The sequence below is a fragment of the Paractinoplanes rishiriensis genome, assembly GCF_016862375.1.
Taxonomy (GTDB): domain Bacteria; phylum Actinomycetota; class Actinomycetes; order Mycobacteriales; family Micromonosporaceae; genus Actinoplanes; species Actinoplanes rishiriensis.
Map to the genome: position 1 here is coordinate 132,896 of NZ_BOMV01000026.1, position 14,479 is coordinate 147,374.

Consider the following 14,479-nt stretch of genomic DNA (forward strand, 5'->3'; position numbering starts at 1 on the left):
CAGCGCGCATTCAGGCGCGGTGCGCGAGGATGGCACCCATGCGGGTGCTGGTGGTGGACGACGAGAAGCGCCTGGCCCAGACCCTGCGCGTCGGGCTGGAGGCCGAGGGGTTCGCGGTCGATGTTGCCCATGACGGCACAGACGGCTTGTGGCTCGCGCGGGAGAACGCGTACGAAGTCATTGTCCTTGATCTGATGTTGCCGGGGATCAACGGTTACCAGGTGTGCGCCACGCTGCGGGCCGAGAAGGACTGGACGCCGATCCTGATGCTGACCGCGAAGGACGGCGAGTGGGACCAGGTCGAGGGGCTGGACACCGGTGCCGACGACTACCTGACCAAGCCGTACTCCTTCCCGGTGCTGGTGGCGCGCCTGCGGGCGGTGGCCCGGCGCGGCGCGCGCGAGCGTCCCACCCAGATCGAAGCCGGTGACCTGCGGCTCGATCCGGCGGCGCGGCGGGTGTGGCGCGGCGACACCGAGATCGAGCTGACCGCGCGGGAGTTCTCGTTGCTTGCGTTCCTGGCCCGGCACCCCGGCGACGTGGTCTCCAAGCGGCAGATCCTGGACGCGGTGTGGGACGTCGACTTCGAGGGCGACCCGAACATCGTCGAGGTCTACATCCGGCACCTGCGCAACAAGATCGACCGTCCGTTCGGGCGGGAGGCGATCCAGACCCTGCGCGGCGCGGGCTACCGGCTGGCCGGCAACGGTGGCTGACCTGGGTCGGGCGTCGGTCCGGCTACGCACCACCGCCGCCGCGGTGCTGGTGGTGGCGGTGGCCCTTCTGGCCGGTTCGGTCACGCTGGTTTTGCTGGTACGCGCTTCGCTGCGGGACGGCGTGGAAGCGAGTGCCGAGCAGCGGGCTTCAGTACTGGCGGCGCAGGTCGACAGCGCCGGCTTGCCGGCGCCGGACGACTCGGATGGTAGTGAGGAGGGCGACGATGATGATGACCTCCTCTGGCACATATCCGATAAATCCGGGCAGATCATTCGGGCTTCGGGGCCGCTGGGAGCGGCGCTGCGGTCGGGCGGCGAGGGCGGGGACGGTGAGTCCGGGGGCGGCGAGGTCACGGCCGGTGGTCAGCGCTATCTCGTGGTCACCGAGGACGCGGACGACTACGACATTCTGGTCGCCGCCTCCCTTGAGGACGTCGACGAGTCGACCGCCGCGCTGGTCACGCCGCTGGCCGCCGGGGTGCCGCTGATGCTGCTGCTGGTGGGCGGCACGACCTGGATGGTGGTCACCCGCGCGCTGACCCCGGTCGAGCGCATCCGCCGCGAGGTCGAGGAGATCACCGGCGACCGGCTCGACCGGCGCGTCCCCGAACCGGCCTCGCGCGACGAGATCCACCGTCTGGCCAAGACCATGAACCAGATGCTCATACGCCTCCAGGACGCGCGCGAGCGGCAGCAGCAGTTCGTGGCCGACGCGTCGCACGAACTTCGTTCGCCGCTGGCCAGCATCCGCCAGGCCGCCGAGATCGCCGGTGCCCATCCGGGCGCGCTGCCGGAGGGTGAGCTGGCCGAGGCGGTGCTCGAGGAGTCCGGCCGGATGCAGCGCCTGGTCGAGCAGTTGCTGCTGCTCACCCACACCGGCGTGGTGTCATCCCCGCGGCAGGACCTCGACCTGGACGATCTGGCGCTGGCCGAGGCCCGGCGGGTGGGGCGCTCGGGTCTGGTCGTGGATACCAGCGGTGTCGGCGGCGGGCGGGTGCGCGGTGATGCGACGGCGCTGGCCCAGGTCGTGCGCAACCTGGTCGACAACGCGGCCCGGCACGCCTCCGCCCGGATCGCCGTCGCGGTTCGCGAGGCACCGGGCGGCGTCGTGCTGTCGGTGGAGGACGACGGCCGGGGCATCCCGCCGGACCAGCGGGAGCGGGTGTTCGAGCGGTTCGTGCGGCTGGACGAGGCCCGGGCCCGCGACGCCGGCGGCAGCGGCCTGGGCCTGGCGATCGTCAAGGAGACCGTGGTGGCGCACGGCGGCACCGTCACGGTCGGGGAGTCGGCGCTGGGTGGGGCCCGGTTCGAGGTCTGCCTGAAGGCGGATTCAGCTTCGTTCAGGTGAGGTTCAGGGAGCCCGGCGCAAGCTGCGTGCAGAACTTGACCGGACGAGAAAGGCCACAGCCATGAAGAAGCGCATCGTCATCCCCACCGTCGCGGCCGTCGCGGCTCTCGGCATCGGCGGCGGTGTGTGGGCCACCGCCGCGAACGCCAGCGACGTCACCGGCGCCGACCGCGACCGGGTGGCGAGCGCCGCCACCCAGGCCGTCGGCGGCGGCGAGGCCGTCGAGGTGGAGACCAGCGACGACCAGGGTGAGGCGTACGAGGTGGAGGTCCGCAAGCCGGACGGCACCGAGGTCGACGTGGCCCTGGACAAGGACCTGAAGGTGCTGAGCCAGGCCGCGGACGCCCCGGACGGCACCGACGCCGACGACCGGGCTCTCACCGACGCCGAGCGCACCTCCGCCGAGCAGGCCGCGATCGCCGCGGTCGGCGCCGGGAGCACGGTCGCCGACGTCGAGGCGGACGGCGACGGCTTCGAGGTCGAGGTCGTCGGCGCCGACAAGAAGGAGTGGGACGTCGACCTGGACGCCGGCTTCAAGGTCCTGAGCAAGACCGAGGACAACTGAGCTATCCTCCCCAGTAACACGGTGTATCTGGAAACACCGTGTTACTGGGGAGGGTGCTGTGCGGCTGACTCGGCTTCAGGCTCAGGAGCGGACGCATGAGCGGCTGCTGGACGCAGGCCGCGAGATCTTTCTGCGGCGGGGCTTCCTCGCGGCGACGGTCGAGGAGGTCGCGGCCGAGGCGGGCTACACGCGCGGCGCGGTCTACAAACACTTCGGCGGCAAGGAAGGGCTCTGGCACGCCCTCGTGCAGCAGTGGAGCGAGACGTTGGCCGACGGGCTGCGGCAGGCGCTGGACGGCGTCCACACCCGGGCCGAGTTGATCGCGACGCTGACCCCTGACCCCGGGCCGGGCCGCTGGGCTCTGGTCTCCGCCGAGGCCACCGCGGCGTTGGCCGGGCGACCCGAGCATGCGGCCCGGGTTGCCGACGTGCAGGCCCGCTTCGACGGCGAGATGGCGACGCTGCTGACCGCGTGCTGCGAACGCCTCGGCGTGCGGCCCGCGATGCCGATTCCGGTGCTGGTGGCGGCGTGGGGTGCACTCGGCGGCGGACTCGCCCTGCGCCGCGCGGTCGACGGCAGCACCGATGTCACCGCGATCGCGGCGGCCGCACTCGGGACGTTCCTGCGATGAGCCTGCTGAGGTGGCTGCGCGCCCTGGGCGGCGCGTTCTCGCATGCCGACCTGGGGCCGTTCGCGGGCGCGCCGCGCAACCCCGACCTGCGGATCGGCGACGAGAAGAGCTACTCCACGATCCACTACGCCACCGTGTGGAGGGGTCGTGCAGATCTGGTGCAGACCGGGCCGGAGCGGCCGTCACCGGGGTTGGATGTCGGCCATGGTGACGTCCTGGATGTACCGGATCTACGCCCGGCGCCTGCGCAGCCGCCTGGCCGGCGCCGCCCTGCCGAGGCACGTCGCGATGGTGATGGACGGCAACCGCCGGTGGGCCCGGCAGATGGGCTTTGACGACCCGGCGGTAGGGCACCGCTACGGCGCCGAGCATCTCGACGAGGTGCTCGGCTGGTGCGCGGAGCTCGGCATCCACCACGTGACGGTCTTCGTCGCCTCGGTCGACAACATGCGCAAGCGGGACACCGCCGAGGTCGGCCACCTGATGCGGATGATCGAACAGGTGGTCGCCGAGCGGCTGGCACAACCCGAAAGCCTCTGGCGGGTACGCGTGGCCGGCCAGCTCGACGTGCTGCCGGACAGCACCCGCCACGCCCTCAAGACGGCCGAGGAAGCGACCCGGGACCGCGGCGCCCCGTTCCACCTGACCGTAGCGATCGGCTACGACGGCCGGGCCGAGATCGTGGCGGCCATCCGGTCGCTGCTGGCCGACGAGGAGCGGGCCGGCCGCAGCGTCGCCGAGGTGGCCGAGGAACTGACCGCGGAGCGGATCGCGGCCCGCCTCTGGACGCACGGCCAGCCCGACCCGGACCTGGTGATCCGGACCAGCGGCGAGCACCGGATGTCCGGCTTCCTGCTGTGGCAGGCCGCCTACTCCGAGCTGTACTTCTGCGACGTCTACTGGCCCGGATTCCGCAAGGTCGACTTCCTGCGGGCGCTGCGCTCCTACGCGGCGCGGCACCGCCGGTTCGGCCGCTGAAGAGCTTCCGGGTTCGAGGTCCGCGCACCCGCCCAGCGCCGCGCAGCGGCGAGATCTTGACGCCGACACCACCCGAGACGGTCGCCCGGATCGAGGAAGGATCCGCTCAGGACGGCTGCCACGATGCGGCACTCGGAACTAGTCGACCGGGCGGCGGCGCCGTTCGATGTCGCGGTGGACGTCCGGGTCCCACTTCGAGGCGTCCCAGTCGTCGGCCTGGATCAGAGTCTGCGGCCGGGCGGCCAGGGTGGGCAGGCCGGTCACCTCCCGGACCCGGCGGCCGGCGGCAACCACGCCGGCGATCAGGAGCAGGAGGCCGCCGATCCGCAGCGCCGCCTCGGTGAGTACCGACGGGACGAGTCCGGGCACCGCGCCCGGGAGGACGTAGGAGAGGCCGGTCAGCAGGACGAAGGCCGCCACCCCGCCGTAGCCGGCCGGGCCGGGCCCGCCGCCGGCCAGCCGGTGGGCGCTGATCACCCAGGTCACCGTGGAAATCAGCAGGACTAGCAGGCAGATCAGGCCGATGAAGCCGGCCACCAGCCCGACTATCACGACGGTCGCCTGGGTGCTGAGCTCGGCCGGGTCGGCGGCACCGCTGCGGATCGCGGTGTAGCCGGCCAGACCGAGGGCGGTGCCGGCGGCGACCAGGACCGCGTAGACCGCGCCGGACCGGATCACCCGGCTGCTGGACTGGGCGAAGACCTGGGCGGCCGGCGCGGCCAGTGCGAACGTCTGGGCAGCGGGGCTGGTGCCGGCGCCGTTCGTCCGGCAGAAGTGGCCCTGACCGGGCCGGTCCAGCGGCGTGCCGCAGATGTCGCATCGCATGGCGTCTATGGTGCGGTCAGACCGCCGATCCCGAGGGGCGTGCCCCAGCCGGTCGGGCCGTCGTAGCCGGGGACTCCGGTGCACAGGTAGTCGCCGCCGCAGGTGGCCGCGTTCGGGCCGGGCACGTTGGTGCCGCTGGTGACGTCGCGGAAGGCGCCCGCGGCGGTGTGCCGGCGCCACGGCGTCGAGCCGTCGTTGACCCGGTTGGCCGCCGTGCCGGTGAGCGCGTACATGCCCGCGATGATCGGGGTGGCGGCGCTGGTGCCGCCGACCACCAGCCAGCCCGCGTTCTGGAACGAGTCGTAGATCGCCACCCCGGTCGACGGGTCGGCCACCGCGCCCACGTCGTTCACCATCCGCATCGGGCAGTTCGGGTCGGTCTGCCAGGACGGCTTGGGCATGTACGCGGAGCAGCCCGACCCGGTGCCCGACCAGACCCGCTCGGTCCAGGCCCCGCTCGCGTTGCGGGTCAGCGTGGTGCCGCCGACCGCCGTGACGTAGGGCGACGCGGCCGGGAAGGACACCGAGTAGCCGATGTCGCCGGCCGCCACCACGAGCGGCACGCCCGGGTGGATGTAGTGCGACTCGTACGCGGCCTGCCCGGCGAACTCGACGCCGGTGCCGTAGCTGTTGGACACCACGTCGGCGCCCAGCCGCACCGCGGTGGACACCGCGGCACCCAGGTCGTCGAGCCCGTTGGAGTTGGCGTGCACCACCAGGATGCGGCAGGCCGGGCAGGCCGCCGACACCATGTCGACGTCCAGCGCCGTCTCCAGCGCCCAGCCGGCGTCGGCCGGTGGCAGCGGCGACGCGGCGCCGTCCTGGTTGACGATGCGCAGGCAGCCGGCGGCCGAGGTGCAGGCCGGCAGGCCGAACGTGCTGCGGTAGACGGCCAGGTCGGCCTCGAGGGTGGGGCTGCTGAACGCCACCACGATGCCGACCGTCTGGCCGCTGCCGCCGGCCGGGATGGCGTACGCCGAGGTCAGGTCGGCCGGTCCGAGCCCGGCCGGCGCCGCCAGGGTCGCCGCCGGCCCGCCGCTGACCACCAGCTTGGCGAAGCAGGTGGCCTTGGGCGGTGCGGCCGGCGCGCAGACGTCGACGGTGCGCAGCGGCTGCGGCGCGGGTTCGTCGGCGGCCGTCGCGGTCAGCGCCGCGGTGACGGTGAGCGCGGTGGCGCCGAGCGCGGCACCGGCGGCCAGCAGGGGAGTACGGGGTCGCATGGTTGTCCTTAGCCGGTGACGCGCAGCGCGCGGGTGACGGTCTGGTCGAGGGTGCCGCCGGTCGCTTCGCTGGCGTGCAGGCGGAACGAGAGGAATTCGCTCCCGGCCGCCGGGGTCACGGACCCGGTGAACTTGCCGCCGCCGGCCGCGGTCGTGGTGACCGGGCTCCAGGTGGCACCGTCGTCGCCGGACACCTCGAGGGTGATCTTGTCGGCGGCCGGCGCCGGGGCGAACTCCTGCGGCCGGACCGTCACGGTCAGCGGGACGGCCACCCCGGCCGGGACCGCGTTGGTGGTGTCCACGCCCAGGTCGTAGGCGGCGAACAGCAGCGGCAGGTAGGAGCAGGGCGCGTCCGCCTCGAGACAGGTGCGGCCGCCCGGCGGCAGCGGTGCGGTGGGCGTTGCGGTGCGCCAGGTCCAGGCGGTGTGCACCTTGGCCGAGGTGGTGACCCACGGCGCGGTCACCGACGAGTCCAGCTCGAGCTTCATCTGCTCGCTGCCGCCCGGGATCACGATGCTGCCGGCCGGGTCGGTGGCCTGACCGACCAGCTGGCCGTCGGCGTACACCCGCATCTGGTTTTGGATGGTGGCGGTCGCACTGGTCGTCATGCGCACGCCGTGCCCGCCCGCGTCGGTGAACGGCTGGAGATTCAGCATCAGCTGGTCGTCCTGGCGGCAGGCCGGGCAGCTCTGGGTCCGCACGGTGCCGCGGTCGACGCCGGGCACCATCGGGGCGGCCAGGAACCGGTCGGCGAGCTTGGCGCCGGCCTGGTACACGACCATCGGGGACTGGGCGGCGCCGTTGAACTCGTCCGGCTTGGCCACCGCGGTGCCGACCCAGCCCATGTCCGGCGCGGCGGAGAGGTATTCGGTGCGGCGCAGCGGGGCGTTCGCGGTGCTGGCGAACCGGATCGGGAACTGCTCCCAGTCCTGGAACGACGTCCGGTAGGTGCTGATCGGGGCCGCTCCGGCCTCACCCGCGTAGGTGGTGTCCAGGGTCGCGAGGCTGCCAGCCGGCACCTGTTCGGCGAAATTGTCCGGCACGCTGCCGTCGGCGGGAAAGACCAGGTCGTAGAGGTACGGGTCGGCCGCGCCGGACGGGGCGTTCAGCCGGAAGTAGGTGTACCAGCGGACCGCGCCGATGGAGACCGGGTCGGTCGGCGTGACCTTCAGCGAGGGCGAGCCGCCGACCATCATGAACGCCGTGGTCGAGTCGAATCCGGCCGCCGACATCCGGGAGAACGTGGCCTGCATCTGCTCCAGGCCGGACGGGTTCGGGGTGGTGGGCACCGGCACCGCGGTGGTCGCCTTGCGGGCGTCCGCGACCAGTTCCATCTGCGGCCCGACGATCTCGATCTCCGGGAAGAACAGCAGCGCGTCGCCGACGTACTTGGTCTCGGCGTCGTACGTGGTGATCGACACCTCGAGCGAGTAGTGCCCCTCCGGCACGCTGAACGAGACCTCGCCGTTGACGAACGACTGCATGCTGCTGAACCGCTGCACGTCCTCGGCGTTGGTGATCGAGACGCCGCCGGAGAACGCCGCCACGCCGAGCGCGTCGAGGCCCTTGACGGTCAGGTTGGCCAACGGGAACTGCGGGTTCGCGGTGGGCTCGGCGGCGGCGGACGCGGTTGCGGCGCGCACCGAGCGCACACCCGCCAGCGGTCCGGTGGCCGGGACCGCGACCTGGCGGCTGGACGTCGTGCTCCGGGCTGCCGACGTCCGCGCCTGAGTCGCGGCCCCGGCCATGGCGGCGCCGAAGGCCGCCGGATCGCCGACCCGGCCGGTGGACTTGTCACCGGCGGCCGGCTTGAGGTCAAGACCGGGGATGGTGCGCGGGGTGACGCCGGGCTCCCACTCCACCTGGATCGCGGCGGCGGGATTCCGTACGTCGAAAAGCGAAAGGTCCAGTTGGCGTCCCACGAAGGGCAAAGCGCTCTCGGGTACGACATAGTGGTGGTCAGCGACCGACATGGTGCGCACCCGGACCGGATCTGCCCCGGTCCGTGCACCGGCCGGGGGCTCGACGCCACGCACCTGCCGGCCGTCTCCGGCGGCGGTGAGGAACACCCGTTCCCCGGTGGGCAGCGTCACGACGCGGTCCGGTTGGATATGGGCTGTCGAGGGGGATTTCGGCGCTTCCTCGGCGTGCACGGTGATGGGTAGCACCACGGCCAGCGCACCGACGAGAGTAAGAACCCCCAATCCGTAACCGACAGTATTGATCCGTACGCGACGCATCCGCGTCCTCCCTAACAACAGCGCCCCTACACCGGGTCGAGCGGCAGGGGTTCTCACAATCAACCCGAAGAATTGACCTATGTCTATACTCCGAGGGCTTCCAGTTGTGGCCAAGCGCCCCTTGTGGCCAGCGAAGACGGCGTTTGGAAGATCAGTCGACGGAGGCGGTCCGGGATGTTGGAGCCGTTAGGTCTCGGCGCTGCCGAGGAGCAGGTCTACCGGGCTCTGCTCAGCGCGCCGGAGAGCTCGGCGCGCGCATTGGCCGATCGCACCGGGTTACCGATCGGTCGGGTTCGTGAGGACCTGGCCCACCTGGTGACGCTGCGGCTCGCGCAGCGCGACGACAGCCGGCCGGCCAGGTTCCGCCCGGTGCCGCCGGACATCGCGATCACCGCGCTGGCCAGTGAGCGGCAGTCCGCGCTCGATCTGGCCCGCCTCGCGGTGCCGCAACTGCTCGCCCAGTACCAGGAGGCCACCGCGGCGTCCCGGCCGGGCAGCCTGCTCGAGGTGCTGACCGGGCCGCAGGTCGGCCGCCGCCGGTTCCTCGAGCTGCTCTCCGCGACCAGCGTCGAGCTGCTGACCTTCGACCGGGTCAGCGAGCACGAGAACGCGGGGGCCGTGGAGGTCGAGGCGGAGGCGCCGATGCTGGGCCGGGGCGTCACCTGCCGGGCCATCTACGAGCAGGCCGCGCTCGACGTGCCGGGCCGGTTGCCGCGCCTGCGTCACCTCGCCGACCTGGGCGAGCAGGCCCGGGTGGCGCCGCGGCTGCCGTTCAAGATGATGATCTGCGACCGTAAGCGGGCCATGCTGCCGATCACCACGGCGTCGACCGGCACCGAGAGCGTCGTCCTGGTCGGCCCGTCGGCACTGCTCGACGGTCTCGTGGAGATCTTCGAGGGGTACTGGCAGCGCGGCACGCCGCTGTGGTCGGGTGCCCGCCGCGAAGTCGAGGGCACCGGCCTGTCCGCCGAGGAGTACGAGGTGCTCCAGCTGCTCGCCACCGGTCTCAAGGACGAGGCGATCGCCCGGCAGCTAGGGATCAGCATGCGCACCGCCCGGCGGCGCATCTCCAGCCTGACCGCGACGCTCGGGGTGGGCACCCGGTTCCAGGCCGGGGTGGAGGCCGCCCGCCGCGGCCTGCTCTAGGCGCGGCGGGCAGCCCGTCGTTCAGCCCTCGATGCCGTGCACCGGCGGAACGGTCAGCGTGCGCTCCTCGGGCGTACCGCCCAGGATGATCTGGCGCAGCGCCGAGTTGTTGGTGGTGCTCAGCTCGGTGAGCTTGTTCTCCGGGTTGGCCAGCACCTGGATCCAGTAGGTGCCGTTCGGCAGGTCGGTGACCTCGAACGACTGGCCCGGCCGGTACTGGCTGTAGGTGTCGCCGTTGCCGACGTCGAGCACCTCACGCACCGCCACCACGGTGTCGGCGCCGCACGAGGTGGCCAGATCGGTGTTGTCCGGGCGCCACTTCGCGTTCGTAATGGTGTAGTCGACCGCGTCCGTATTGGCCAGGCAGAACGCCTCCTTGCCGCTGCGCACCGCCAGCGACTGGTCGGCGGTCAGCAGGTTGTACTGGGCGAAGTCGGTGAAGTGCCAGTGCAGGTGCCCCTCGCGCGGGTCCCACTCCATGGTGCCGGCCGGGCGCGAGCCGACCTGGTTGCCCTTGGCGTCGAAGAAGTACTGGTACGCGTCCATCAGGTCGGTGCCGGTCCGGCGGAAGCCGTCGACCAGCAGCGGCGACGTGCCCGCGTTCCAGACCGTGGCGCCGAAGTTCACGTACCACTTGCCGTCCGGCTCGCCGGTCTCCTCGTCGGCGCCGGGCTCGATCGCGATGCCCCAGGCCGGCAGCGAGCGCAGGTCGGGCTTCGGACCACTGGCCGGCGCCGCCGCCAGGGTGGTGGGCCGCTTGGCCGGCGCCCGGAACTCGGGCAGGTACGACGACACCTGGCGGGTCGCGTCGCCCTCGCCGCCGTGCAGGCCGTGCGCGTCGGCCGCGGCCACCGCCGCCGCCGGCTCCTGCTTGGCGTCGGCCGCCTTGGCCCGGGCCAGGCCGGCCTCGTCGACCTTGGCGTCCACCACGGTCACCGCGACCGTGGCGCTGGCGTTCTGCGCCGGGATGCCGAACAGCTGCTGGTACGCGGGGGTCACCGTGGCGGTGACGGTGTACTTGCCGTTCGGCAGGTCGAACTGCGCGCCGTCGGGCTCGAACGGCGGGTACTCGGGCACCTGCGCGTTCCAGCCGGCCTGGATGCCCCACACCGCGCCGAGCGCGAACGGATTTTCGCCGCCGCACATCCGTGGGTAGGGCGAGGTGGCGGGCGCGTCCGGCCGGGTGCGGGCCGAGAAGTACGAGTTGCCGCAGAACGACGTGCTGTACTCCTTGACCACCTCGCCGGCCTCGTTAGTGATCTTGAAGGCGGTGAAGTCCTTGAGGCCGGAGAAGTCGGCGACCATGCCGGCCGGCAGCGGCACCCGCTTCTTCTTGCCCTTCTGGGTCACCACCCGCTCGGCGGTGATCGGCGTGTCGTACCCGGAGCGCTTGGCCCAGATCTCGAAGGCGTCGTTGCCCGCGATCACGTGCAGCCCCAGGTCGAAGGAGAGCCACACCTCGTCGTCCCAGACGTAGCGCTCGGCGGTGACCGCGTTGGTGGCGGCCACGAACGAGAGCGGTGGCGGGGTGGCCGCCTGGGCGATGCCCACCCCCGCGGCGGTCAGCGCCAGTGCTCCGGCCACGGTGCCCGCGGTCAGCAGGCGGGTCCGCCGGCGACGGTGTTTCGGGTCAGTCATGGGTTCCTCCCCGTCAATGCGACCGGCGTCGATCCGATCGCTGCCGAACCATCCAATCCGGACAGTTGTGAAGAACCTGTGAAGTAGCCCGGGGTTGGCACAAAACGGGGAGGATGCGGGTGCGTGGGTGAGCTCGGCGGCCCACCCACGCACCTGCATCTATTTCGCGTACGCCTGGAACTCCGCGGCCCGCACATTCAGTGCCTGTGGGCTCGCGGTGCCGCAGTCGGTGCCGGCCCTCGGGTCGGCATCCTGCTCACCGGCGTAGTCGGGCGCGCCGGTGCACTGGGTGGTCAGCACCTCGAAACGCAGGTGCGTGGCCGTGGTGGGCCGGATGTCGAACGACCGCACGGTCAGCTGCGGCACCCGGGGCCGCGGCGCGATCGCCGGGAACGCGTCCGGCTTGCTGGTGAAGGCGGTCGTGAAGTCGGCCGCATCCGCACACGTGACGGTGGCACTGGCGGTGCACGCCAGCACCCGGAACTGCCGCAGCGCGGTGAACCGGTTCTGCGCTCCCGCGTCCGGGTCGCCCTCGACGGCCGGCCGCAGCATCGCACTCACCTGCACCCGCCGGACCGTCTGCGCCTCGCCGGCCAGGTCGACCGTGACCTGCTTGCCGGCCACCGGGCTGGCCAGCGACGCCCAGTTGGTCGCCTCGTCGTCGTCGATCAGCCGGGCCACGTTGATCCCGTCGCCGGTCGCCGTGGCGCCGGCCGTCGCGGAGGCCAGGTTGTGCGGCAGCCGCACGGTCAGCGTCCGGGTCTGCCCGGCCCGCACCGACGTGGCGCCGACCCGGGCGTGCCCGTAGCCGGGCGCCTGGCCGAGGAACGTGTACGAGCCGGGGATCAGGCTGACCCGGTCGGGCAGCGGCGTGGCCGGGTCGTTGTCGGCCATCGGTACGGCCCGTGCCTGGAAGTCGCCCACGAACAGCTTGGCGCCCGGCACCGGCTGGCCCTTCTCGTCGACCGGCCGGAACACCACGGTCGCCTCGGTGGCGTGCGGCGAGGCGAAGCTCGGCCGCGGGTCGGCGTCGGTGGCACCGGTGCTGGCCGCGCCCTCGCCCAGGCCGCGCTTGGCGAACGCGTTCCACAGCAGCGCCTGGTTGGCGCCGCCGAACCGGACCAGGTCGGCGCCGAGCAGCGCATCCCGGGCGTCCACCATGCTGTTGGCGCTGGTGGCCATCAGCAGGAACGAGTCGAAGACCAGCTGGATCCACCGCCGGTTGCCCGGGCACGAGGTGACCGGGGTGAGCCCGTTGGCGCAGGACTTCTGCAGCCTCGCCGTGCCCTCGCCGTACCTCTTGATCATCGCGGCCCGGATGTCGAAGTTGGTGGCGCTCCACAACTCGCCGGACGCGTGCACCTGGAGCCCGACGAAGTCGTAGTCCACATGGCTGTAGTTGAGCGGGCTCCGGCTCATGTTGAAGTTCCGGATGCCGGCCACCGGGTCGCTGGTGACGTACTGCCCGATGGTGAACGCCCGCTGCCCGCCCGGCGCGTAGCCGTGCTCGGCCAGGTATTCGATCGCGAGCTGGTCGGACCAGCTCTCGCTCATGCCCTGCGGCGAACTGAGCCCGCCGTCCGGCCCGGCGATCATCCGGTTGGTGATGGCGTGGGTGTACTCGTGGGCGATCACCGACATGTCGTAGTCGCCGTCCACGCAGGGCGGGTAGAACGCGCCGGCCTGCGGCTGCCACAGGTACATGTTGGTGATCGGCGCCTCGCCGTCCGGCGGGGTGATCTGGTTGGCGTTGTTGCGGGCCGCGAACGCCGGCGGCCCGCCCGAGATGCCACCGGCCTGCGCGTTACCCTGCTCCGGATCGTCGGGGAGGCCGCCCGGCCGCAGGTTGTCGTCCTGCATGTTCCAGGTGGCCTCGGTGAAGCCGAGGTGGTACGACCAGTCGTGCATCCGGTTGTGCTGGCCGAACAGGTTGGCCCGGGCCGCGTCGATGTCGTTGCGCTGCGGCGACTCGAAGACGGTCGGCGCGCAGCTCTCCCGGTGCCACTGGTTGGTCCAGTCGTACACGTACTTGCGGTCGGGCTGCGGGGTCGCGGTCTCGGTGCCGACCGTGAACGGGTCGTTCGAGGTCCAGTTGTGCACCGCGAACCCGTTGTTGCCGGCCGTGGTGTAGGTGGGCGTGCCGTCGGCCGGCTTGACGTCCCAGCCGAGCGGCGACGCCGAGGTGCCGACCACCTCGTCGCAGCCCCGGCCCGGCCCGAAGCACCAGCGGTCCCGGACGTCCCGCGACGAGTAGTCGACGCGCGGCGAGTTCGGGAAGACGTCCCACTGCGGGTTGTCGACCTCGTGCTCGTCGACGATGTCCTGGCGGACCAGCACGGTGCCGTCGCGGGCGTCCACATGGGTGGTGAACGCGACCGGCTCGGCGCCGCTGAGGTCGTCGCCGAGGGTCACCTGGTAGGCCGCGCGGGGGCCGCGGTCCGGCGTGGGCACGGCGACGAGGCGGTTCGCCATGACGGTCGGCGTGGTGAGTCCGGCGTCGGCGGCGGCGAGGCGCTCGGCGTCCGCCGCGGTGAGGGTGGCCGGCGGCGGTGCGCCGGCGTCCCGGGCGAGCGAGGAGCTCACGTACCAGACCTGGCCGTCCCGGACGCCCACCGAGAGCAGGCCGTCGTGGCCGGCGACCAGGTCACCGAAGCGTTGCCGGAAGACCACCGCGGCGCCGCTTCCGATCGGTGCCGAGGTGAGCAGTTCCAGGGCGTCGGCACCGGCCGGGGTGAGGCCGAGCACCTCGCGGTTGGCGGCGACGTAGGCGCGGGCGGCGGCGACCGGGTCGGCCGGCAGCCCGGCGGCCAGCGGCCCGCCCGGTGGTGCGGTCAGCGTCGCGGGCGTGCCGAGGGTGTTCCACCGGGCCTGGGCACCGGTCGCGGCGGCGTGGTTGCGCTGCCCGGTGGTGGGCGCGATCCGGCCGCGGCGGTTGTCGGTCAGTTTCTCGTGATGATCGTCCCCCGGAGCCTTCGCCACCGGCACCGCGGCCGGGGCGGCGGCCGCCGCGTTGCCGGTGCCGGATCCGCCGGCCAGCACTAACGCGGACGTGACGAGCATCGTGGCGGCTGCCGATAACGCACGGGATGGTGTGCGCACGGTCCCTCCTCAGTCGAACGGCTATTACCGATTCCACTGGGATCCGATCGCACTTACGGTGGGGCCGGGCATG

General features: G+C 72.3%; 11 protein-coding genes. 6 read left to right on the forward strand and 5 right to left on the reverse strand.

Translation table 11 applies throughout. The annotated features are described in order from the left end of the window. The first annotated feature begins 38 nt into the window (after positions 1–38). The 5 genes from Ari01nite_RS13810 to uppS all read left to right on the forward strand — a co-directional run bounded on the left by Ari01nite_RS13810 (position 39) and on the right by uppS (position 4,238). Positions 39–716 (forward strand): response regulator transcription factor, encoded by a 678-nt coding sequence (locus Ari01nite_RS13810; RefSeq protein ID WP_203781608.1) that lies wholly within the window; start codon positions 39–41, stop codon positions 714–716. Further along, positions 709–2,064, forward strand: a complete 1,356-nt coding sequence (locus Ari01nite_RS13815) for a sensor histidine kinase (protein ID WP_203781609.1) — start codon at positions 709–711, stop codon at positions 2,062–2,064. Before Ari01nite_RS13810 ends, Ari01nite_RS13815 begins: the two co-directional genes overlap by 8 nt. A gap of 61 nt (positions 2,065–2,125) precedes the next feature. Continuing rightward, on the forward strand, positions 2,126–2,629 hold the full coding sequence (locus tag Ari01nite_RS13820) for a PepSY domain-containing protein (protein ID WP_203781610.1): 504 nt from the start codon (positions 2,126–2,128) through the stop codon (positions 2,627–2,629). 58 nt (positions 2,630–2,687) lie between these two features. After that, positions 2,688–3,260: a TetR/AcrR family transcriptional regulator gene (locus Ari01nite_RS13825; RefSeq protein ID WP_203781611.1), complete on the forward strand. Its 573-nt coding sequence runs from the start codon at positions 2,688–2,690 to the stop codon at positions 3,258–3,260. Between the two features lie 204 nt (positions 3,261–3,464). Continuing rightward, positions 3,465–4,238: a polyprenyl diphosphate synthase gene (uppS, locus tag Ari01nite_RS13830; protein ID WP_239162734.1), complete on the forward strand. Its 774-nt coding sequence runs from the start codon at positions 3,465–3,467 to the stop codon at positions 4,236–4,238. Between the two features lie 138 nt (positions 4,239–4,376). Here uppS and Ari01nite_RS13835 read toward each other — a convergent pair whose 3' ends face one another. From Ari01nite_RS13835 to Ari01nite_RS13845, 3 genes are read right to left on the reverse strand one after another with little or no spacing between them, the layout of a single operon-like run. Beyond that, positions 4,377–5,063, reverse strand: coding sequence for a hypothetical protein (locus tag Ari01nite_RS13835; protein WP_203781613.1), 687 nt, complete (start codon positions 5,061–5,063; stop codon positions 4,377–4,379). Positions 5,064–5,068: 5 nt separating this feature from the next. Then, positions 5,069–6,283: a S53 family peptidase gene (locus Ari01nite_RS13840; protein ID WP_203781614.1), complete on the reverse strand. Its 1,215-nt coding sequence runs from the start codon at positions 6,281–6,283 to the stop codon at positions 5,069–5,071. A gap of 8 nt (positions 6,284–6,291) precedes the next feature. Continuing rightward, complete coding sequence (locus Ari01nite_RS13845) at positions 6,292–8,523, reverse strand: hypothetical protein (RefSeq protein ID WP_203781615.1); 2,232 nt, start codon at positions 8,521–8,523, stop codon at positions 6,292–6,294. Between the two features lie 174 nt (positions 8,524–8,697). Here Ari01nite_RS13845 and Ari01nite_RS13850 point away from each other — a divergent pair, with 174 nt between their 5' ends. Beyond that, positions 8,698–9,669: a helix-turn-helix transcriptional regulator gene (locus Ari01nite_RS13850; protein WP_203781616.1), complete on the forward strand. Its 972-nt coding sequence runs from the start codon at positions 8,698–8,700 to the stop codon at positions 9,667–9,669. A gap of 21 nt (positions 9,670–9,690) precedes the next feature. On the opposite strand, the gene Ari01nite_RS13855 is transcribed toward Ari01nite_RS13850, so the two are convergent. Both Ari01nite_RS13855 and Ari01nite_RS13860 read right to left on the reverse strand, forming a co-directional pair. Then, a complete protein-coding gene (locus tag Ari01nite_RS13855; RefSeq protein ID WP_203781617.1) occupies positions 9,691–11,307 on the reverse strand; it encodes a lysyl oxidase family protein in 1,617 nt (538 codons plus the stop codon). Positions 11,308–11,466: 159 nt separating this feature from the next. Continuing rightward, positions 11,467–14,406 carry a M36 family metallopeptidase gene (locus tag Ari01nite_RS13860; RefSeq protein ID WP_203781618.1) on the reverse strand — a complete coding sequence of 980 codons (2,940 nt, stop codon included), beginning with the start codon at positions 14,404–14,406 and terminating at the stop codon, positions 11,467–11,469. Positions 14,407–14,479 lie beyond the last annotated feature (73 nt).

What these genes read in the sequence shown, in the direction of transcription:
- Ari01nite_RS13810 (WP_203781608.1), top strand. Translation starts at nt 39, where the DNA reads ATGCGGGTGCTGGTGGTGGACGACGAGAAGCGCCTGGCCCAGACCCTG.
- uppS (WP_239162734.1), top strand. Translation starts at nt 3,465, where the DNA reads ATGGTGACGTCCTGGATGTACCGGATCTACGCCCGGCGCCTGCGCAGC.
- Ari01nite_RS13840 (WP_203781614.1), bottom strand. Translation starts at nt 6,283, where the DNA reads ATGCGACCCCGTACTCCCCTGCTGGCCGCCGGTGCCGCGCTCGGCGCC.
- Ari01nite_RS13845 (WP_203781615.1), bottom strand. Translation starts at nt 8,523, where the DNA reads ATGCGTCGCGTACGGATCAATACTGTCGGTTACGGATTGGGGGTTCTT.
- Ari01nite_RS13835 (WP_203781613.1), bottom strand. Translation starts at nt 5,063, where the DNA reads ATGCGATGCGACATCTGCGGCACGCCGCTGGACCGGCCCGGTCAGGGC.
- Ari01nite_RS13855 (WP_203781617.1), bottom strand. Translation starts at nt 11,307, where the DNA reads ATGACTGACCCGAAACACCGTCGCCGGCGGACCCGCCTGCTGACCGCG.
- Ari01nite_RS13820 (WP_203781610.1), top strand. Translation starts at nt 2,126, where the DNA reads ATGAAGAAGCGCATCGTCATCCCCACCGTCGCGGCCGTCGCGGCTCTC.
- Ari01nite_RS13850 (WP_203781616.1), top strand. Translation starts at nt 8,698, where the DNA reads ATGTTGGAGCCGTTAGGTCTCGGCGCTGCCGAGGAGCAGGTCTACCGG.